We start from the raw sequence: 25,675 nt of genomic DNA on the forward strand, positions 1-25,675 counted from the left end.
CAAAAACATACGTATGACACCTTATGAAGAAAATAAAAATTCTATATTTTCTATATTTTTAATATTCACTATTCTCTTTTTATCAACAAATTTTTACGCGCAATTAGATAGTGAACATTATTTACCACCTTTAAAACAGGTGTCAAACAATGCAGCAATTCAACAACAAGCTGTTTATTTTTCTACACCAGAAACGATTCCTTTTACTATAGAAATATATAAAGGAAATAGTGCAACTGCTTTTTTAACTATAAATGGTTTGGCGAAAGGAGTTGGTAAAATATTTGATAACAGTAATGGTCTTGGTGATGGAGATAATAATATAACCTTAGTAACCAATGCAAATACAGGTGAAGTTTTATCTAATTCAGGGCTTAGAATAATTGCCCCCGGTGGACAAAAGTTTTATGTTAATTACAGAGGAAGATCTGGTGCTCAAGCGGGTTCTTTAACATCAAAAGGAAGTAAAGCGAAAGGAACAGATTTTAGATGGGGAGGTATACCGAACAGAGCTACAAATGCAAATTTGTCTACAAGTTTGGGAATGATGGCTACGGAAGACGGAACAGTGGTAACTGTTTCTGGTTATGATACAGCATGTAAGTTTAGAAAAGGAAATGCAAGAGGAGGTATTATTGCAGACACACAAACGATTATATTAAATAAAGGGCAGTCTTTTGTATTAGAGGCAGCAAAAAATGAAACTACGGCTAACATAGCTGGTTGGTTAGGATCTAAAATTGAATCTACAAAGCCTATTGTTATTAGTAATGGGGGTCTAAATGTAGGGATTAGAAGTGGCAGTCAAAGTCGAGACGTTGGTATAGATCAGCCAGTTGCTGTTGAAAACCTTGGTAGAGAATATGTTTTTGTAAGAGCAAACGGAACCAATGAAACAGAGTTTCCAATAATTGTAGCTACACAAAATAATACGCAAGTATTTGCAGGAGGAAATTTAGTAGGAGTAATTAATGATGGTGAATATTTAGAAGTACCTGGAAGTTATTATTCTTCTGGTAGTGTTGGGGCAAGTATGTATGTAACTACCTCAAGGGAAGCTTATGCATACCAATGTTTACAAGGAGCAGCAGGTAGTAAAATTCAAACGATTGGTATGAATTTTATTGCACCAGTAAACTGCTTGCTTCCCAATTTAATGGATGAAATTTCTGACATAGACCAAATAGCGGGTACTCCTTCTAATATTTCTGCAATTACTATAATTGCCTCTACTCTAACAGCAAATACAAATATTAAGATAAGAGAAAATGGTGTATTGGTTCCTTTGCCAGCACCCATATTTCCTGCAGGAACATCCGATTGGAAAACTTTTTACGTTCCTGGTTTAGAAGGGGAAATAGATGTTACTTCTACTGGCCCAATTGCGGTTGGTACCTTTATGAGTTTAGGAAACAATGCAGGTTTAGCAGGTTATTTCTCGGGTTTTGATACCGTACCAGTTGTAGGTGTTCAAATTACAGGTGGAGGTTGTTTTCCAGCAGGAGACTTAGAAGAAGGTAGTAAAAATTTTGATGCGTATCAATGGTATAGAAATGATGTATTAATTTCAGGTGCAACTTCTGCGGTATATTCGCCAACAAGTATTGGAGAATACAATGTAGTAGTAACCGAAGGTACATGTTCTTATTCTTCTAAAAAAGTAGATGTTTATAATTGCGACCCAGATATTGTTGTTAAGAAAACATCAGACGTTACAGGAAATGTAACCGATGGAGATACTGTTAATTTTACGGTTACTGTGCAAAGTTTTGGTGTAAACCCTGTTACGAATCTAGTAATAAAAGATATTTTTCCAACCCAATTAGATGTAATTAGCGTAACACCAAGTCAAGGAGTTTGGACGAGTCCAGATTGGACAGTTGGTAATATAGAAGCTGGGCAATTATTTACTTTAAAGTTTGTTTCTAAAGTACCTAATAAACCACAGGAAGGTACCTTTACAAATGTAGTTTCAAATACACAAGATCAAGTAGATAGTAATGATTCTGCAGATGATCTGGTTGAAAGTTTTACCATTGTTGCAAAAAAGATAGATTTATCCATCATAAAAACAGTTGATAAGGCTATCTCTAAAGTTGGAGGCGAAGTTATTTTTACACTTACTTTAAAAAATAAGGGACCTCAATCTGCAACAGGTGTTCAGGTAATAGATTTATTACCAGCAGGACTAACCTACGTTTCGGGTAATTCAATAATACCAATAAATACAACTTACAACGGTACAACGGGTGTTTGGAATATAAGCGGAAGAACAATAGTAAATGGTGAAACAATTGTTTTAAAAATAGCGGCTTTAGTTACTAGTAATGATGTTAAATTAAATAGGACTGAAGTCTTTAAAACTGACCAAAAAGATGCCGATTCTAGTCCTAATAATTCAAATTAATGTTTTTTTCTTATCTTTATAGGAGCAATTTGTTCTAATATTTCAATAAAAATGATGTTAAAGAAACGTTAAAGTAAGAAATATTGATTATTTTTGCTAAGGATAGTATAGGGAAGTTTAAATTAATCAATTATTTAGTAAGAGTACTTTAAATACAGTACTCAATATTTATTTTAGTTCAATAGATTAGAATTTGATGTTTTTCAGTCTTCTGAATATTGAAAAAAATATATATTCTATTTATTTGTGACTTCCTAATAAAAAAGTGTCACAAAGATTATAAATATTGCACATTATGATAAAAAAATACTCTTTACTATTTTTCGGTCTTGTAAGGCATTTTAAGTTCTTTTTCAAAGAACTTAAAATAGTATTATACATCTGTTTAACTTTTTTATGTTTTTTCTCGGGTATTCAATCTACGCTAGCCCAAGCTACTTTTACTGGTAATGCTACTGCTGCAGACTTGGTCGGTGCGCTTCAGTCAGAAGGGGTAACAATTACAAATGCTGTTATTACGGTAGGTGGTTTAGGGCAGAGAGGTGTGTTTTCTAATGGTAAAGTGGGTGCTGGGCTTCAGGTAGATGACGGTATTGCTTTAACTACTTCTTCAATTACAAATGCTTTTTCTACTAATAGTGAACCTCGTAACTCAGATTTTTTTTCAGGTAGTTATGTTGACAAGGATTTAAGGCAATTAAGTACTATATCAACAAATGACGTTGTTGTTTTTGAATTTGATTTTGTTGCAAAGCCAAATTTTAAAGGAGTTTTGTTAGAATATCAATTTGCATCAGAAGAATATCCAGATTATGTTGGAAGTACCTTTAATGATTTATTTGGTTTTTTTGTGTCAGATCCTAATATGTTAGATCCTAACGTGCCCGATGGAGATTTAAATAACAATGGTACCTATGATTTGGGTGAAGAGCCAGCGCTAAATTTAGCAGTTGTACCAGGTACAACAAATTTTGTTTCAATAAATAATATTAATGTTGGTTCACCTGGCTCATCTGGTAACACTTCTTTAGGTGATTATACAAAAGGTAATTTTTATATTAATAATGGGCATGCTGCGGATGATGGTGATTCAGCAACACAAATTCCAGTAAATCAAAATACTGGTCCAAAACCACTACATATAGAGTTTAATGGAGCGACAACAAAATTAGCGACACAATTAGATTTAATTATTGGCATAACCTATCATATGAAAATAGTAATAGCAGATTTGGGAGACAGTGGTTATGATTCGGGTGTTTTTATTTCGGGTATAGCAGGTCTCCCAGAGATAGAAACTAGAGATGATCAAGGGTCTGTTACGGAAAATGTAGGGGGTGTTGCTGTGCAAAATGTTTTAATTAATGATGATTATGCAGGTACCGCTAATCCACCAATAGCAAACGTAGCATTATTTCAAATTAGTACAACAAACTCAGGTGTAACTTTAGATGTGAATACAGGAGCTGTAAATGTAGCGCCAGGAACACCTGTTGGAAACTATCAAATAGAATACCGTGTTTGTAAGCCTGCGCCAGATAACTGTAGTAACTCTTTTGTTTATGTTGCAGTTTTGTCTGATAATGATAATGATGGCGTGCCAGATGTTACCGATGTAGACGATGACAATGATGGTGTCTTAGATACAGATGAATGTCCTGCTCCGGTGGTTTATAACGATTCCTTTGAGGTGCCGGATTTAGATGCGTTGGGCCCTAGTGGTTTAGGAGATGTAAGCAGACCTGATAGTGATGCAGACGGAGAAGCAGACATATTTTTGTCTCAAACGAGTATTGAAGGATGGAATCGAACAGATAATATAAATTCTTTTGATATTGCTTATGATGTATATAACTCTTCTAAAGGGTTGCAGAGTATCGATTTATATGGTACGCCTGGTGCAACAGGTATTCAAAAAACATTTTCAGGTTTTAAAGAAGGTGTTGCAGTAGATTTTTCTGTAGACTATAGTTCTGTAGCAGAATTGTTTGAAGCTACTGTTTCTGTAGATTATGGTGATGGTCCGGTTTTACTTACAACATTAAAACCAAGTACTACGGTAACTGCAGCCAGCCCTGGTGTAGTTGGTGCAAGAATATCAACTGTAGTATGGGCTAGTTACACAGCAAGTTTATTACCTACAGCAAGTGGTACCATAAAAATTATTATTCAATCTTCTAGTTTCGGTTCAGGACAGACAGGTGTTTTAATTGATAATGTTGTTTTATCTCAAACGACTTGTACAGATAAAGATGGAGATCTTATACCAGATAGTTTCGATACAGATTCAGATAATGATGGTTGCCCAGATGCAATTGAAGGGGCAGGAAGTTTGGCGTTAGATAAATTAACAACGCTTGCTGGTGGTAGCACTGGTGGTAGTTCTAAGAATTTAGGAGTCAACTCAGATGCAAACGGTAGCCCAATAGTAGATGGTCAAGGTGCATCTGGTTATACGCAGAACCAAACAACAGCAGTTATAGATGCAAGTATAAATACAGGCTGTACTACAGATTTAACAATTACAAAAACAGTGAGTAAGCCTGTTTTGAAAATAGGGCAAACAGTTGTGTTTACTTTGACCTTAAAAAATGAAGGTTTACAAGCAGCAACAAATGTTAAGGTAAGAGATTTGCTTCCAGTAGGTTTAACTTATGACTTAGGGGGTACAGTAGTGCCTGCAAATACAACGTATACACCGGGAACAGGTATTTGGGATTTAAGTGCTTTAACAATTGCTAAAAACCAAACAATAGAATTAAAAATTGGAGCCACAGTAAATACTGTTGGTGAAATTATTACAAATAGTACAGAAATATTTACTGTAACAGAAACAGATATAGACTCTAATCCTGATAATTCAAACTAATTGTTTTTTTTAACAAAAAAATAACAAATAATATTTATTTTTGCTATCTTTAAGGTACCAATAACTCTCAATAGAATGTTTTTATCTATATAATTCAGCGTTTTAACGAAATTAATATTAAAATTTAAAAGATATATTACCTTTGTAAATAGTATTATAGAATCTTTTTATTAAATAGATGAATGTTTGTCTGATTTAAAATCATTTAAAAAAAAGTAACAACAGATGTTGTTGATAGAAAACAAAATTATTTTATTGTGACTTTTTTGATAAAAAGTGTCAAAAATATTATATCAGTTCCAAATTATTATATATTATGATGAAAAAATACTTATTGTTAACTCTTGATATTGTTACGTGGTGTTCTTTACTTGTTAAAGAATCTAAGATGGTATTATACATTTGTTTAGCCTTTTTGTGTTTTTTCTCTGGTATTGAGTCTACACAAGCTCAAGCTACCTTTACTGCTAATGCTACTGCGTTAAATCTAAAAAATGCACTTCAGGCTGATGGGGTAACAATAACAAACCCTATTATAACTAAAGGAGAACCAGGTCAGCTAGGTGTTTTTTCTAATGGTAAATTAGGGGCTTCTCTTGAGGTTGAAAATGGTGTTGCTTTTACTACTTCTTCAATTACAAACGCTTTTTCAACGAATGACAGATCTCCAAACTCAGATTCTTTTTCAGTTAATTATTTTGACATGGATTTAAATCGATTGAATACAGATCAAACGCTTGATGTTGTTGTTTTTGAATTCGATTTTGTAGCAGAGCCAAATTACACAGGAGTTTTATTAGAATATCAATTTGCTTCAGATGAGTATCCAGATTTTGTGGGTAGTATTTATAATGATTTATTTGGTTTTTTTGTGTCAGATCCTAATAGTTTAGACCCTAATGTGCCCGATGGAGATTTAAATAACAATGGCACCTATGATGCAGGTGAAGAGCCAGCGCTAAATTTGGCAACTGTTCCTGGTACAACAAATTTTGTTTCAATAAATAATATTAATATTGGTTCTCCAGGGGCCAACTCTAGTAACCCTCCACTTGGCGATTTTACTCAAGGTGCTTTTTATATTAATAATGGCCATGAAGATGATGATGGAGATTCATTAACAAGAATTCCAGCAAATCAAAATACTGGCCCAAAGCCACTGCATATAGAGTTTAATGGAGCAACAAAAAAATTACCTACGCAGTTAAACCTAATAAAAGGCATAACGTATCATATGAAAATAGTAATAGCAGATTTAGGAGACTCCTCATATGATTCTGGTGTCTTTATTTCGGGTATAGCAGGGGTTCCCGACATGGTTTCTAATGATGATTTAGGCTCTGTTACAGAAAATATTGGTGGTGTTGCTGTGCAAAATGTTTTAATAAATGATTTGCGTGCTGGTAATATTAATCCATCAATTTCAGAGGTAGAGTTGGTTCAGATTAGTTCTTCTAACTCAGGCGTAAGTTTAGACGTGAATACGGGGGCGGTAAACGTAGCACCAGGAACTCCTTTAGGGGTTTATCAACTAGAGTATAGTCTTTGTGATCCTTCACCAGATAACTGTAGTAATTCTTTTGTTTATATTACAGTTTTGTCTGACAATGATAATGATGGAATAGCCGATATTGATGATTTGGATGATGATAATGATGGTATTTTAGATTTAAGTGAAACATGTAACGGTTTTTTGGCTCAAAATTCAAGTGGAGTATGGCTAGGAACTACAAGCTCAAATTTGACAGTTAGTCTATCTAACTCGACACCTAACGGAAACCCTTTTACAACTAACGACGGGCAAATAAATTATAATTTTGATAGAAATGGCGCCGAACGAAAAGTAGCTAGCTCACAAAATATTGTGTACACATATACCTTTTCTACTCCAGTACCAGCAAATGAATTGGCCTTTAATATTGGAGATGTAGATCCTGCAGATTTTGCAGGTCAAGATAATACAACGGGGTATGTGCTTACTATAAATGGAGCTGCTGCTAGTTTCGATTTTACACGTGTTAAAGAAACAGGTGCAACAACTTTAAAATATGACATTGCTTCAGCAAAGATTTCTTTAAACGGAACAACCAATAGTAATCAAAGAATATGGTTAAAGGGAGTTTCAGATGTACTTGTAACAACTTTTGAAATAACAGGAACGAACCTTGCGGGAGATTTTATTTCTTATTCTTTATTTGCTAGAAGTAAATGTGACACAGATAATGATGGTCTCCCAAACTCTTTAGACACCGACAGCGATAATGATGGTTGCCCCGATGCAATAGAAGCAGCAGGAGACTTAACTTTAGATAAATTAACAATACTTAATGGAGGTAGTATGGGAGGAAGTTCTAAAAACTTAGGAGTCAATTCAGATGCAAACGGTAGCCCAATAGTAAGTGGTCAAGGGGCATCAGGTTATATACAAAATCAAACGACAGCAGTTACAGATGCTAATCAAAATACGGCTTGTAGTATCGATTTAACAATTACAAAAACAGTGAGTAAGCCTGTTTTAAAAATAGGGCAAACAGTAGTATTTACTTTAACCTTAAAAAATGAAGGTTTACAACCTGCAACAAATGTTCGTGTGAAAGATAAACTTCCAATAGGTTTAACTTATAATGGAGGGGGAACAGTAGCACCTACAAATACAACGTATACACCAGGAACTGGTATCTGGGATTTGAGCACTTTAACAATTGCAAAAAATCAAACAATAGAATTAAAAATTGGAGCAACAGTAAACACTCTTGGTACAATTATTACGAATAATGCAGAAATTTCTACTGCAACAGAAATAGATATTGACTCTACACCTAATAGCAATAATTAATAAAGAAATATAAAAAGATGGAAAAAATGTACACACTTTTCAACTTATCGAATACAATTATGAAGAAAAACAGGCAATTCCTATTGCTTTTTGCATTCTTCTTTATTGCTGTAAGTGCAAGTTTTGCGCAAGCGGTAACAATTGTTCCTAATGCCACGGCACCAACAGGTAGTAAAAATGCAGGAGAAATTATAAACTATAGTATTGCAGTTTATAATTCTGGTGCTGTACCGCTTAATAGTGTAGTAATTTCAAGTTCTATAGGAACAGGTCTTACTTTAAGTAGTGGAGATGCTAATACTAATAATATTTTAGATGCAGATGAATGCTGGGTGTACACCGGTTCTCATACAATAACTGCTGCAAATATAACTGCTACTAAAGTAGATAACGTATTTAGTATTACCAGTACAGAAATTATCACAGCACAAGAAAGCACTCACACAGAAAGTGTGCATGAAGATGATATTTCATTCGCTTCAGTTTTTGGTATTTCAGATATTGTTGCAACAAATGAAGATTTTTCGAGTACAGTTGTAAATGGTATTTCTGGTGGTACAACCGTAACTGTTTTTACAAATGATACAATAGATGGGGCAATGGCTACTTCAGCAAATGTTTCTGTAACGCTTATAAAGATTGATGGTTTAACAGGTGTTACTATTGCTGCGAATGGTGTTGTTTCAATTCCTGCAAATTCTGCAACTGGTACCTATACTTTAACATATAAGATATGTGATAGTGCCAATACAAATAATTGTGAAACTGCAGAGATAATAGTAAAAGTTGATGGAGATGCAGATAAAGACGGCGTTTTAGACTCAGTTGATAAATGTAATGGTTTTGATGATGCTTTAGATAATGATAATGATGGTGTTGCAGATGGTTGTGATTTAGATGATGACAATGATGGTATTTTAGATACTGCTGAAACTCCAGGTAATGTAGATCCAGATACAGATTCAGATAATGATGGTACGCCAGATTATAAAGACCCAGATTATGCTGGTTTTGTAGATTCAAACTCAGATGGTGTTAATGATAATTTTGATACAGATCTAGATGGTAAACCAAATCATCAAGACACAGATTCAGATAATGATTCTTGTCTAGATGTTACAGAAGCAGGTTACAAAGAAAGTTCAACTAAAGCAGGTGAATTAGCTGGTACAGCTTATGATACAGATGGTAAGGTTATAGGTTTTGCAACAGGTACTCCAACACCTTATTCAACAATTTCAGAACCTAATAAAACAAATATTGTGACGGCAGGAAGTGCTGTTATAATAAATCAAGAACCTACAGATCAATCAGGTTTTATTTTAGGAAGCGCATCTTTTGAAGTTACTTCAACAGGGAACGTTTTTCAATGGCAAGAAAGTACCGATGGAGGAACTACTTTTACAGACGTAATTAACGGAGGTAAATATGCAGGAGCAACAACAAACAAGCTTACAATCTCAAATTTATCAACTACAGAAAATAATTACCAGTATCAAGTATTGGTATCTAAAACAGATTATGCTTGTGAGGTACTTTCAATACCACCAGCAAAATTAACGGTAAACAACAATCCACCAGTTGCAAATAATGACTCTGGAACAGTCTTAGAAGGAGCTGTTTTAACATTAACAAAAATTGGTGCAAATGACACAGATGTAGATGGAACAATAGATGCAGCAACAATTATCTTAATTGATCCAAATGATATAGGAAATGTTGGGAACTCAACAACGCCATTAGTTGTACCAAATGTTGGTACTTATACCGTTAATAGTGCAGGAACAGTCGTTTTTACACCTTTAGCGAATTTTAATGGTGCTGCAAATATTAACTATACTGTAAAGGATAATGAGGGATTAGTTTCTAATCAAGCGACATTAAATATTACAGTAACACCAGTAAACGATGTCCCAGTTGCAATGCCAGATACAGCAGCTTTAGATGAAGACGATACTTTAACTGTTACCAAAGCAAACGGATTAATCGATGCAAACGATACAGATATTGATGCAGGAGATGTATTAACAATAACTAAATTTAAAGTAACAGGTATAACAGCACCAATTACGGTAAACTCAACAACACCAGGAGTAAGTGTAATACCAAATGTGGGTACATTAACTATAAATGCAAATGGTAGTTATGAGTTTGTACCACTACAAGATTACAATGGGAATGTACCAGAAGTAACGTATACGGTAAGTGATGGAACAAACACTGCAAATTCAACATTAAATATTGAAGTAAATGCAATTAATGATGCACCAATTGCAGTAACAGACAACTACACAACAAATGAAGATAGCCTAGTAATATTATTACCATTAACAGGAGATACTGATGTAGATATAAATGATGCATTAAGTATTACTAGTATCAATGGAACTGCATTAACACTAGGAACACCACAAACAATTATGGTTCCTAATGGAGTAGTAACAACAACAGCAGCGGGCGCAATTAGTTTTAAACCAACACTTAATTACAACGGAACATCAACTTTCGCTTATGAGATTACAGATAGTGCAAACCCAACAGCAGGAACTGCAACCGCGAATCAAGTAATTACTATTACACCAGTAAATGACGCACCAATTGCAAACCCAGATACAGCATCTGTAGATGAAGACACTACTTTGTCTGTTACCAAAGCAAACGGATTAATAGATGTAAATGATTCAGATATTGAGTCAGGTACAAACTTAAATATAACTGAATTTAAAGTAGATGGAGCAACAGTTACTGTTACACCAACTACTGCAGGTTCAACTTTAATCGCAGGAAAAGGAACCTTAACGATTAATACAGATGGAAGTTACACATTTGTACCAGTACTTAACTTTAATGGTACAGTACCACAAGTAACATATACAGTAAGTGATGGAGCAAAAACCGCTTCTTCAACATTAAATATTACAGTAAACCCAATTAATGATGTACCAGAAGCAAAAGATGATACTACAGGAACAGATCCAGGAATCGCTATTGACATTCCTGTATTAACAAACGATTCAGATTTAGATGGAGACACGATTACTGTAAGCAGAATAACAGTAGCTCCAACAAACGGAACAGCAACAATAAATGCAGACGGAACTATTAAATTTACACCAACGGCAGGTGCAAATAATTTTTCAGATTCATTTACCTATGAAATTTCTGACGGTAAAGGAGGGTTTGATACTGCGGTAGTGAATGTAACAGTTCCTATTTCACCATTTCCACCAATTGCAAATCCAGATACAGTCTCTGTAAATGAAGACGTTACATTAAATGTAAGCAATGCAGAAGGTGTTCTTAAAAATGATACAGATGGAAATTTAGATGCCTTAACAGTAGTAGATTTTTCAGTGAATGGTTTCCCTGGTAAAATTACAGCAGGTACAGTATTTAACATTCCTAATGTAGGCTCAATTAAAGTAAACTCAGGCGGAGGTTATGTATTTATTCCTGTAGCAAATTACAATGGATCTGTACCAGAAATTACCTATACTGTTACTGATAGCTCAGGATTAACTACAGATGACACTAGTACATTAAACATTACAGTAAATCCGATGAATGATGCACCAGTAGTAGTAGCAGATACAAACGCTACTAATGAAGATACTCCATTAACTGTTTTAGCAGCAGATGGAGTTCTTGCAAATGACACAGACATAGATGGTGATGCAAAGACAGTGAAAACATTTACTGCTGCTGGAACAACATATAATGCAGGTCAAGTGGCTAACTTAACTGAAGGAACATTAGAAATAGATGCAGACGGAAGTTATGAATTTATACCAGTATTAAATTTTAATGGACCAGTACCACAAGTCTCTTATGTTATGACTGATGGAACGGTAAACCTTACAAGTACTTTAGATATCACTGTAAATCCTATAAATGATAAACCAATTGCTGTTGCAGACTCAAAAACAACAAATGAGGATACAGTATTAAATATATCAGCAGCAAATGGAGTTCTTAAAAATGATTCAGATGTAGATAATGATGCCTTAACAGTTTCAGCAATTACTATTGGAGGGGTACCAAAAACAGTAGGAGCTAATATTGTATTAACAGAAGGTACACTTAAATTGAATTCTAATGGTAGTTACATATTTACACCAGCAGCAAACTTTAATGGTAATGTGCCACAAGTAACTTATACGGTTTCAGATGGAAATTTAACAGCTCAAAGTACATTAGATATTACTGTTTTACCAACTAATGACTCTCCTACAGTTGTTGCAGACACAAATACGGTTGCAGAGGATACTGTATTAAATGTACCTGTTACAAATGGAGTTTTAAAGAATGATTCTGATATAGATGGTAACCCATTAACAGTTACAGTTTTCTTTATAAATGGAACCAGTTATAATGCAGGAGAATCAGCAACTGTAACAGAAGGGACTTTATTAATAAAATCTGATGGTAGTTACATATTTGCACCAACGAACAACTTTAACGGTTCATTTCCTCAAGTTACATATACAGTTTCAGATGGAACAAACACATCTAATACAACTCTAGATATTACTGTAACACCAGTAAATGATGCGCCAACTTTAGTCGCAGATACTGGCAGTACAAATGAAGATACAGTATTAAGTGTATCAGCAATAAATGGAGTATTAAATAACGATTCAGACATAGAAAAGAGTTCTTTAACAGTTACTAAATTTATAGTTAGCGGAACTAATTATGCTGCAGGAATTACTGCTACTATAACAGAAGGAACATTAAAGTTAAATGGAGATGGTAGTTATGTTTACACACCAGCAGCAAACTTTAATGGTACAGTTCCCCAAGTAACTTATACAGCTACTGACGGTGCAGCTACCTCAACATCAACCTTAGATATAACAGTTAGTCCAATAAATGATGCGCCAGTTGCAAATCCAGATATAAACTCAACTAATGAAGACACGGTATTAAATGTGTTAGCTGCAAATGGATTAATCAAAAATGATACAGATACAGAAAGTAATGCATTATCTGTTACCAAGTTTACGGTTAGCGGAACAATGTATAATGTAGGAGAAACAGCTACAATTACAGAAGGTACTATTAAAATTAATTCTGATGGTAGTTATACATTTACGCCTGCATTAAATTATCATGATGCAGTTCCTGTGTTAAGTTATACAATAACAGATGGATTATTAACAGCAGACAGTACATTAACACTTTCTATAAATACAATAAATGATGCTCCAGTAGCTGTAGATGACGTAAACTCAATAAATGAAGATACAACACTTACTGTTTTACCAGCAGACGGAGTTTTAAAGAACGATTCTGATGTAGATGGAGATGTAATTAATGTTTCTGGTTTTGTTGTAGACGGAACTTCTTATTTAGCGGGAGAAACAGCAACACTTGCAGAAGGAACATTAAAAATTAATTCTGATGGAGGTTATGTATTTACACCAATAAATAACTTTAATGGAGCTGTACCACAAGCAACATATACAATTACAGATGGTATTTTAACAGCAACAGCAAAATTAGATATTACCGTTCAACCTATTAATGATTCACCAGTTGCAGTTGCAGATTCAGGTTCAATTAATGAAGATACACCCCTAAATGTTACAGCAGTAAATGGTTTATTAAGTAATGATTCTGATCCAGAAAACAATGCAATATCAGTAATTCAATTTACTATTAATGGAACAGTTTATCTAGCAGGAACAACAGCAACCTTAACACAAGGAACATTAGTTGTTAATTCAGATGGTAGTTACGATTTTACACCAGCAACAGACTTTAACGGTCCTTTTTTTCAAGTAAACTACACTATTTCAGATGGTACAAATACAGGCGTAAGTAATTTAAATATTAATGTTATTCCAGTAAATGATGCACCAACATTAGTTGCAGATACAAATACAACAAATGAAGACATTACTTTAACTGTTAATGGAGCAAACGGAGTTTTAAAGAACGATTCAGATATTGAAAATGAAGCTTTAACAATTACCAAGTTTACTATTGGAACTACCGATTATCCTGTAAATACAACAGCAAGTATAACTCAAGGAACATTACAAATAAATACTGATGGTGGATATGTATTTATACCAGCAGCAAACTATAACGGTGCATACCCTCAGGTTACTTATACAGCAACAGATGGTACAGATACAGTAACAAGTACATTAGATATTGAAGTAAAACCAATAAACGATACTCCAACATTAGTTGCAGATACAAATACAGTTGCAGAAGATGCAGTATTAAATGTAAATACAGCAAATGGTGTATTAAGTAACGATTCAGATTTAGACGGAAATACAATAACTATTTCTAAATTTACAGTTGTTGGAACTACAGTAACAGTAGATCCAACAAATGGAGGAACAAGAATAATAACAAATGTTGGAACAATTAAAATGAATGCAGATGGAAGTTATGACTTTACGCCTGTTGCTAATTTTAATGGAATAGTTCCTACAATTACTTATACAGCAACAGATGGAGAAAATACAGCTAATAGTACATTAAAAATTACTGTAACACCTGTAAATGATAATCCTGTTGCAACAGATGATACCTCAGCAACAGATCCTAATCAAGCAGTAAATATCCCTGTATTAACTAATGATACAGATTTAGATGACGATACTTTAGAAATTAGTGCAATTACTGTTGCTCCAACAAAAGGAACAGCTGTAATTTTTGATAACGGTACACCTACAGATACGTCAGACGATTTAGTTACATATACACCTCAAGCAGGTTTCAATAATGGAACGGATACATTTACATATCAAATTTCTGATGGAAAAGGAGGGTTCGATACAGCAGTTGTTACAATTACAGTTCCACAATCTGCATTTTCACCAGTTGCAAATCCAGATACAAATTTAACAGATGAAGAAGTTACTTTAACTGTTGCAGATGGAGCTCCAAAAAGCCTAATTAAAAATGATACAGATGCAAATCTAGATACTGTAACTGTTACTACATTTGTAGTAGAAGGTACGGCTTATAATGCAGGTCAAGAAGCTACTTTTGCAAACGGATCTAAATTAACAATAAATACAGGTGGTGGTTATGTATTTAAACCAGCAGCAGATTTTAACGGACCTGTACCACAAGTAAATTATACAATTACAGACAGTTCAGGAACACCAAATGCAAGTAGTACTTTAAACATCACAGTTAATCCAATAAATGATGTACCAGTTGCAAATGCAGATGTAAAAACAACACAAGAAGACATAACACTTTCTGTAAATGTTGCAAACGGTTTATTAGATAATGATTCAGATATTGATGGTGATGCATTATCTGTAAAAGAATTTAAAATAAGAACTATTATATATCCAGTAGGAACTACTGCTAATATAGCAGAAGGTTCATTAACTATAAATTCAGATGGTAGTTACACGTTTGTACCAGCTACAGATTTTAATGGAGACATTCCTCAAGTAACATATACAATTGATGATGGTACTGTAGATACAGTAACAAGCACTTTAGATATTAAAGTTACTTCTGTAAATGATGCACCAGTAGCTGTAAATGATTCAGGAAATACAACATTAGAAGATTCACCAATTACAGTAAATGCAATTGGAACAAATGATACAGATGATGGAAATATAGTTACTTCATCAATTGTATTAATAGACCCATCAAATCCATCAAATACAGGTAATTCAACAACACCTTTAGTAATTGTTGGAGTTGGAAAATATGAACTTGATGGAACTACAGGTAATGTAACATTTACCCCAGAAGATAATTTCAATGGACCAGCAAACATTAAATATACAATTGAAGATAATGACGGTTTAATTTCTTCTAACCAAGGAACAATAGAAATTAATGTTACTTCTGTTAATGATGTACCTGTAGTAGTTTCTGAAACTAATAATACAGATGAAGACACACCATTAACAGTAAATGCTACAAACGGATTATTAAATAATGATTCAGATTTAGATAACGAACCATTAACAATTTCTACATTTGAAATAGGAACAACAATTTATAATGCAGGAGATACAGTTAGTTTAGCAGAAGGAACTTTAAAGATTAACTCTGATGGTAGTTATATTTTTACTCCAGCTGCCAATTTTGATGGAATTGTACCACAAGTAACTTATAATGTTACAGACGGAACAGCAACAACTTCTGGAACTTTAGATATTACTATAAATTCAATTAATGATGCTCCAGTAGCAGTGAATGATTTAGGAAACAATACTCCAGAAGATACACCAATTACAGTAAATGCAATTGGAACAAATGATACAGATGATGGAAATGTAGTTTCTTCATCAATTGTTTTAATAGATCCAATAGATCCAGCAAATACAGGAAATGCAACAACACCTTTAGTAATTGTTGGGGTTGGAAAATACGAACTTGATGGAGCTACAGGGAATGTAACTTTTACACCAGAATTAAATTACAATGGTCCTGCTAGTATTAAATATACAATTAAAGATAATGACGGTTTAGTTTCTTCTAACCAAGGAACAATTGGTATCACAGTAGCAGCAGTAAACGATGCTCCAGTAGCTTTAGCAGATACTAATACACTATCAGAAGACAGTCCATTAACAGTAACAGCAGCAAACGGATTATTAAACAATGATACAGATATAGAGAATAATCCATTAACAGTAACACAATTTACTGTAGGAGGAACTACGTATCCATCAGGAAGTGCGGTAACATTATCAGAAGGGACGTTACAGATTAATTCAGATGGAGGTTATACATTTACCCCAACAGCAGATTACAATGGACCTGTACCACAAGTTACATATATAGTAAGTGATGGAACTAATACAGCAAATGCAACATTAGACTTAAGTGTAACGTTAGTAAATGATGTACCCGTAGCATTAGCAGATACAAATACTACTAGTGAGGATACTCCATTAACAGTAACAGTTGCAAACGGATTATTAAACAATGATACAGATACAGAAAATGATGTTTTAACAGTAACAGCTTTAATGATAAACGGAAACCCAGCAACAGTTGGTTCACCAATAATATTACCAGAAGGAACGTTACAAATAGAATCTGACGGTAGTTATGTATTTACACCAGCATCTAATTATAGTGGAGTTGTACCACAAGTTATTTATACAGTAAGTGATGGAACAGATACAACAACAAGCACATTAGATATTACTGTAAGTCCAGTAAACGATGCTCCAGTAGCATTAGCAGATACCAATACATTATCAGAAGACAGTCCATTAACAGTAACAGCAGCAAACGGATTGTTAAACAATGATACAGATACAGAGAACAATCCATTAACAGTAACTCAATTTACAGTAGGAGGAACTACGTATCCATCAGGAAGTACAATAACACTACCGGAAGGGACATTACAGATTAATTCAGATGGAGGTTATACATTTACCCCAACAGCAGACTACAATGGACCAGTACCACAAGTAACATATATAGTAAGTGATGGAACCAATATAGCAAATGCAACATTAGACTTAAGTGTAACTGCGGTAAATGATTTACCAGTGGCGGTTGCAGATACAAATACAACAAATGAGGATACACTTTTAACAGTATCATCAGCAAATGGTATTTTAAGTAATGATTCTGATGAAGACAACGATGCTTTAACGGTAACAGCATTAATGGTAAACGGAAGTTCAGTTACAGTTGGAGCACCAATTGTATTACCAGAAGGAACGTTACAGATAGAAACAAATGGTAGCTATGTATTTACACCAACTGAAAATTATAATGGTGTAGTGCCAACAGTTACGTATACCGTAAGTGATGGTGTAGCAACAGTTACAAGCACATTAGATATTACGGTAATACCAGTAAATGATTTACCAGAATTACAGCCAGATACAAATACATTACTAGAAGATACTCCGCTAACAGTAACAGCAGCAGACGGATTATTAAACAATGATTCAGATATAGATAGTAATCTATTAACTGTAACAGAATTTACAGTAGTTGGAACAACATACCCCTCAGGAAGTACAGTAATTTTACCGGAAGGAGTTTTAAAGATAAACTCAGATGGAAGTTACTCATTTATACCAACTGAAAATTATAATGGATCAATACCACAAATAACATATACAGCAAGTGGTGGTACGAGCACTGCAAATTCAACATTAGATTTAACAGTAACACCAGTAAATGATGTACCAGTAGCAAATGATGATTTATCATCTACAGACCCTGGAATTCCAGTAATTATTAATGTTTTACCAAATGATTCGAATATAGATGGAGATACTTTAACTGTTACTAGTATTACAGCTCAGCCAGCGAATGGTACTGTTGTAATAAACGGAGATGGAACAGTTACCTACACTCCAAATGCAGGGTTTAATACAGGAACAGACATCTTTGAGTATCAAGTATGTGATGGAAATGGTGGGTGTGATACAGCTTCAGTTTCTGTGTCTGTACCAAAATCGTTTTTATCTCCAGTTGCTAATCCTGATGTAAAAACAACATTAGAAGATGTAACAGTGACAGTTCCTGCAGCAAACGGACTGTTAACGAATGATACAGATTCTAATCCAGGAGAAACATTAACGGTAGTTAGTTTCGAAATTATTGGAACTACTTACAATGTTGGTGATACTGCAAGTATTGCAGAAGGAATGTTAACAATAAATGCAGATGGTAGTTACACTTTTGTACCTGTTTCTAATTATAATGGTACTGTACCAGTTGTTATCTATACTATTTCTGATGGAACTCCAACAGCAAATGCAAGTAGCACTTTAAAAATAACTGTTACTCCAGTAAATGATGTACCAGTTGCAAATCCAGATACTAATTCTGTTGCAGAAGATACTGCGTTAGATGTTTCTTCAGCAAATGGATTAATCATAAATGATACAGATGCAGATGGTACACCATTAACATTAACTCAGTTTACAATTAATGGGACTAATTATCCAGCAGGAACCACAGCTTCTTTACCAGAAGGAAACTTAATTATAAAAGGTGATGGTAGTTATATTTTTAACCCAGCTCCAAATTATACAGGAACAGTTCCACAAATAACTTATACTGTTACAGATGGTGTAAATAATGTTGTAAGTACATTAGACATTATAGTAACAGCAATAAATGATGCTCCAATAGCCGTAAATGATTCAGGAAATACAACACCAGAAGAAACAGCTGTTACAGTCGCAACAATTACCGCTAATGATACAGATGATGGTACAATAGACATATCAACAATTATGTTGATAGATCCAAACAACCCAGGGAATACAGGTAGTTTAACAACACCATTAGTAATACCTAATGTTGGAACATATACTGTAGATACTGCAGGAAATATAACATTTATACCAACTGAAAATTTTAATGGGCTAGCAAATGTAGATTATACCGTAAGAGACAATGATGGTGTTGCTTCAAATGTGGCTACAGTAGGTATTTCAGTTACACCTATAAATGATGCCCCAATAGCAGTAGCAGATGTGAATTCTGTGCAAGAGGATACATTGTTAACAGTTTCTGCTGCAAATGGAATCTTGAAAAATGATTCAGATGTAGAAGGAACACCATTAACAGTGTTAGAGTTTACTGTAAACGGAACAGATTATCCAGCAGGAACAACAGCAACGTTAACTGAAGGTACTTTGGTAATAAATTCAGATGGTAGTTATGTATATACTCCAGCGCTAGATTACACAGGCGCAGTACCTCAAGTTACTTATACAGTTTCGGATGGAAAAGATAATTCAACAGCAACATTAGATATTACAGTAATAGGCCAAAATGATGCCCCAATTGCAGTAAACGATACAGCAACAACGGTTCAAAATACACCAATAACTTTAGCAACTATTACTACAAATGATACAGATGCAGACGGAATAGTAGATCCAGCAACAATAACGTTGATAGATCCAAATAATCCTGCAAATACAGGGAATTCAACAACAGCTTTAGTAATACCTAATGTTGGAACATACACAGTAGATACATCAGGAAATGTAATATTTACTCCAGTTCCAGAGTTCTCAGGAATTGCAAATGTAAATTACACTGCAAAAGATGATACAGGAGTTACTTCTAATGAAGGAACAATTTCTGTAACAGTACAACCAGATAATGATGGAGATGGAATTATTGATTCTGTAGATTTAGATGATGATAATGATGGTGTACCAGATACAGTAGAAAATGGAGGAACTGATCCTTTAGCAGATTCAGACAATGATGGTATTCCAGATTATAAAGATCAAGATAACATCAAAGTAGATGCAAATAATGATGGAATTGATGATAATTTCGATGTAGATGGAGATGGTATTATCGATCAATTTGATTTAGATGTAGATGGAGACGGAATTCCAGATGTTTTAGAAGCTGGTGGAATTGACGCAAATAATGATGGAATTATAGATAATTTCACGGACGCAAATAATGATGGTTTAGATGATACAATAGCAACAACTCCTTTACCAACAAAAGATACAGATGGTGATGGTGTACCAAATTATTTAGATATCGATTCAGATAATGACGGAATTATAGATAATATTGAAGCTCAAAATCCAGCTACTTATGTTGCTCCAACAGGAACAGATTCAGATAACGATGGTATAGATGATGCTTACGATACAGATTGTACGCCTTGCGGAACTGTAACAGGATCACCTGTTAATAATACATTAAATTCAGATTCAGATGCTATTCCTAACTATTTAGATTTAGATTCAGATAACGATGGTATTGTAGATAACATAGAATGGCAAACAACTTCTGGTTATTCAGCTCCTGGAGCAGATACAGATGGTAATGGTTTAGCAGATAACTATGAAACAAGTCCAGGTTCAGGAACACCAATATCTTTGCCTCTTAATACAGATGGTATAGATCCACCAGATTATTTAGATATAGATTCAGATGGTGACGGTGTTTTAGATACGGTTGAAGCTTATGATACAAATGGAGACGGTGTAGCAGAAATAGTTGCTTCAGGAAACGATACTGATAACGATGGTATAGATGATAATTTCGACTTAAACCCGAACGGACCAACAGATACTAATGCAGCATCTAATAACAATCAAGATGTAACAAAGTTTCCTAACGATCAAGATCCAGGAACAGCAGAGGTAGATTTTAGAGATAAAGTTACTTTCGGAGTATTAATAGATACAGATGGCGATGGTATTACAGATGACTTAGATATTGATGATGATAATGATGGAATTATAGATGTAGTTGAATCTTTAGGATTCATTCCTTCAGGAAATTCAAATGATCCATCTTGTTTATTACCAAATGTAAGCTTCAAAAATCCGGTTTATGTTGCTGGAACAGGAGTTTCGGGTTCAGGATCAATAGGAGCAAAATATCGTTTCGAGAATGTAATTAATGTAACAGGCTTCGGTTTAGGAGGTATCTTAGATGCAATTGTAGAAATAACAGATATTCAAGGAGGTGCAACACTAATTTCTATTGATAATTCTACAACAGGTAATCCAGATGCATGGCAACCAGAATATACGGTTCCTACCCCAACAGGTAATAAAGCAGAAATGGCTTTTAAAGTTATCTTGGTAAATGACAATACAAATACACTATACAATATTAGTAGATTTAGTGGGGTTATTTATGATATAGATGGTGCAGATGCAAGAGAGTCTGTTATACTTGCAAGACCAGGTTTATATGCAGTAGATAATGAAACACTATTAACTGTTACAGATAATCCAGCTACTGGTTTAGTAACATTCCAAGGTTCAGATGATTCATATTCAGGAATAGACCTATCTTCTGGGTTGGCAACTTTCTTTGGGTATTATAATACATCTTCTTTTGATATTCGTTTTTCTGCAGAATTATTATCTGCAACTTCGAAAACAAATTTAGGTTCTGTTTTATTCTCTGGATGTGGAATTAATGGGTTGTTTGAAGGAAACACAACATCAAATGCGCCTTCACAAACTAATGGAGCAATACAGAATTCAGGTCCAGGAACATTCCCAGTATTTACAGTTCATGACGGGGTAGATAGTGATGGCGATGGTAGATCAGATGATAAAGACATTGATTCAGATAATGATGGTATTCCAGATAATGTAGAAGCACAAACAACAGCTGGTTATGTTGGTCCTAATCCACCAACGGCAGATGCAGATAATGATGGTTTAATAGATGCTTATGACAATAATGCTGTAATAAGTGGTTTATTACCTGTCGATTCAGATGGAGACTATTTACCAGATTATTTAGATTCAGATTCAGACAACGATGGTTTAAAAGATATGAAAGAAGCTGGCTTTACAGCAGCAACTTCAAATAACGATGCAGATGCAGATGGTTTATTAGACGCGTTTGATAACGTGCAAACTGTAGGAACTCTATTTGACGTAAATGATGACCAAGATAATGGAGCTTCAGACTTACCAAATATTGATAATACAGCTACACCAGAAGTAGACTTTAGAGAGATAAAAGATACCGATGGAGATGGTATAGCAGATAGTGTCGATTTAGATGATGACAATGATGGTATACCAGATACTGTAGAACAAAAAGGAGACCCTTTAAGAGATACAGATAAAGACGGTACACCAGATCATTTAGACTTAGATTCAGATGGTGATGGCGTAAATGATCTAATAGAATCAGGCTCAGGAGCAACAGATTTGAATAATGATGGTGTAATCGATGGTTCAGAAACAGGTTCGGGAACTAATGGTTTATTCGACGGTTTAGAAACAATACCTGGAAGCGGAATCATAAACTATAGTCCTCAGGATACTGATATGGATGGAGTACCGGATTTTCAAGATATAGATGATGACGGTGATGGTATTCCAACTAAAAATGAAGATGTTGTTACTGTAGATGGCAATCCAACAAATGATGATTCAGACAATGATGGTATACCAAACTATTTAGATACGGATGATGATAATGACGGAGTTCCAACTGCAGATGAAGACAATAATAATAATGGAGATTTCAATGATGATGATGATAATAATGATGGTATCCCAGATTATTTAGATAATACAGATACAGATAATGATGGTATTCCAGACAGTGAAGATCTAGATGATGATAATGATGGGAATCCAGATACAACAGATGCCAATCCATTAGTACCAACAGTTGTTGTAGATGCTTTAACAGTAGTTGAAGGCGGAAGTGCAGTTGTAAATGTATTAGCAAATGATGACTATTTACCAAGCGCAGACACTACAATTGTAGATGCAGGAACAGGAACTGCTCAAGGGGTTGTAATTTTCGATCCATTAACAGGAGAGATGACATACACACCAGCTGTAGGAGAAGAAGGAACAATTGTAACAGTAGATTACACGGTTTGTAATTCAGAAGTTAATCCAGCAGTATGTAAAACGTCGACAGTAACCATTACAGTTCAGAAAGATACTGATAAAGATGGTCTTCCAGATGTAACAGATCTAGATGATGACAATGATGGGAATCCAGATACAACAGATGACAATCCATTAGTACCAACAGTTGGTGCAGATGATTTAACAGTAGTTGAAGGCGGAAGTGCAATTGTAAATGTATTAGCAAATGATGATTATTTACCAGGCGCAAACACTACAATTATAGCTGTAGGAACAGGAACTGCTCAAGGGGTTGTAATTTTCGATCCATTAACAGGAGAGATGACTTACACACCAGCTGTAGGAGAAGAAGGAACAACTGTAACAGTAGATTACACGGTTTGTAATACGGGGGTTAATCCAGCAGTGTGTGCAACGTCGACCATAACCATTACAGTCCAGAAAGACAATGATAAAGATGGTCTTCCAGATGTAACAGACCCTGATGATGACAATGATGGGAATCCAGATGGAACAGATACAAATCCATTGGTTCCAACAGTTACAGACGATGTATTAACAATCGTTGAAGGCGGAGGTGCAATTGTAAATGTGTTAGCAAATGATGATTATTTACCAGGTGCAAACACTACGCTTGTAGATGCAGGAACAGGAACTGCTCAAGGAGTTGTAGTTTTCGATCCATTAACAGGAGAGATGACATATACGCCAGCAGCAGAAGAAGTAGGGTTAACGGTAACAGTAGATTACACCGTTTGTAATACAGCAGTGAATCCGGCAGTATGTAAAACAGCAACCGTAACAATTATATTACAAGGTGATACTGACGGAGATGGTATTCCAAATAGTGTAGATTTAGATGATGATAATGATGGTATACCAGATACAGTAGAACAAAATGGAAACCCTTTAAGAGATACTGATAAAGATGGTATTCCAGATCATTTAGATTTAGATTCAGACGGAGATGGCGTAAATGATGTCATTGAATCTGGAAGTGGAGTATTGGATGCAGATAATGATGGTATAATTGATGGCTCAGACACGGGTTCAGGGGCAAATGGTTTATTTGATGGAGTTGAAGATGTGCCAGAAAGCGGGAATTTAGACTTTACACCTTTAGATACAGATAAAGATGGTACTCCAGATTTCCAAGATACAGATGACGATGGAGATGGAATGCCAACAAAAGAGGAAGATGTTGTAAATGCAAATGGAGACCCTAGAGATGACGACACAGACAACGATGGCATACCAAATTATTTAGATTCAGATGATGATGGAGATGGAATAAAGACAAAAGACGAAGATGTGGTTATTATTAATGGAGATCCTTCAGATGATGATACAGATAATGACGGTACACCAAACTATTTAGATATCGACGATGATGGAGATGGAGTTAATACTATCGATGAAGACACGAATAATGATGGGAACTTTAATAATGACGATGATGATAATGATGGTATTCCAAATTATTTAGATGCAGACGATACAGATGGAGATGGTATTCCAGATAGTGTAGATTTAGATGATGATAATGATGGTATTCCAGATTTAATTGAAAATGGAGGAGACAATTCATTAGATACAGACGGGGACGGAACACCAGATCATTTAGATTTAGATGCAGATGGAGACGGTATTACAGATCTTGAAGAATCCGGTTCAGGAGCAGTAGATGCAGATGAAGATGGCGTTATCGATGGTGCTCAATTAGGATCTGGAAGTAATGGTTTATTTAATGAATTAGAAACATTTGATGACAGTGGTATTTTAAACTACGTTGTAAGAGATACAGATGGAGATGGTAAAAAAGATTTCCAAGATATCGATGATGATAACGATGGGATACCAACTGAAGAGGAGTTTATGTTAGATTGCGATACAGATGGCATACAAGATCATTTAGATGTAACTAATTGTGATTTAATACCAGATGGCTTCTCTCCAAATGGAGATGGCACAAATGATACATTTGTAATACCAGCATTATCTAAATATCCAAACTTTAAGTTAGAGATATTTAACAGATGGGGTAATCAAGTTTATGATTATAGTAATAGAGGTAAAACAAGTCCAGATTGGTGGGATGGTTATTCAACGGGAAGATTAACGTTGAATAAAAGCAAACCAGTACCTGTAGGAACTTACTATTACATTATTTACTTTAATGACGGAACAAGAAAGCCAATTACAGGTTGGGTATATATAAACAGATAAAAACAAAGGCAACA

4 protein-coding genes are annotated in these 25,675 nt (G+C 34.6%); all 4 read left to right on the forward strand.

The window, feature by feature from the left end:
* Positions 1 to 13 precede the first annotated feature (13 nt).
* Positions 14 to 2,407 carry a DUF11 domain-containing protein gene (locus tag CW731_RS11780; RefSeq protein ID WP_100946918.1) on the forward strand — a complete coding sequence of 798 codons (2,394 nt, stop codon included), beginning with the start codon at positions 14 to 16 and terminating at the stop codon, positions 2,405 to 2,407.
* Between the two features lie 295 nt (positions 2,408 to 2,702).
* Positions 2,703 to 5,276, forward strand: coding sequence for a DUF11 domain-containing protein (locus tag CW731_RS11785; protein ID WP_100946919.1), 2,574 nt, complete (start codon positions 2,703 to 2,705; stop codon positions 5,274 to 5,276).
* Positions 5,277 to 5,664: 388 nt separating this feature from the next.
* A complete protein-coding gene (locus tag CW731_RS11790) occupies positions 5,665 to 8,112 on the forward strand; it encodes a DUF11 domain-containing protein (RefSeq protein ID WP_157812224.1) in 2,448 nt (815 codons plus the stop codon).
* 17 nt (positions 8,113 to 8,129) lie between these two features.
* A complete protein-coding gene (locus CW731_RS11795) occupies positions 8,130 to 25,661 on the forward strand; it encodes an Ig-like domain-containing protein (protein WP_100946921.1) in 17,532 nt (5,843 codons plus the stop codon).
* Positions 25,662 to 25,675: the final 14 nt, after the last annotated feature.

It is taken from the genome of Polaribacter sp. ALD11, from assembly GCF_002831685.1.
In the GTDB taxonomy this organism is placed as follows: domain Bacteria; phylum Bacteroidota; class Bacteroidia; order Flavobacteriales; family Flavobacteriaceae; genus Polaribacter.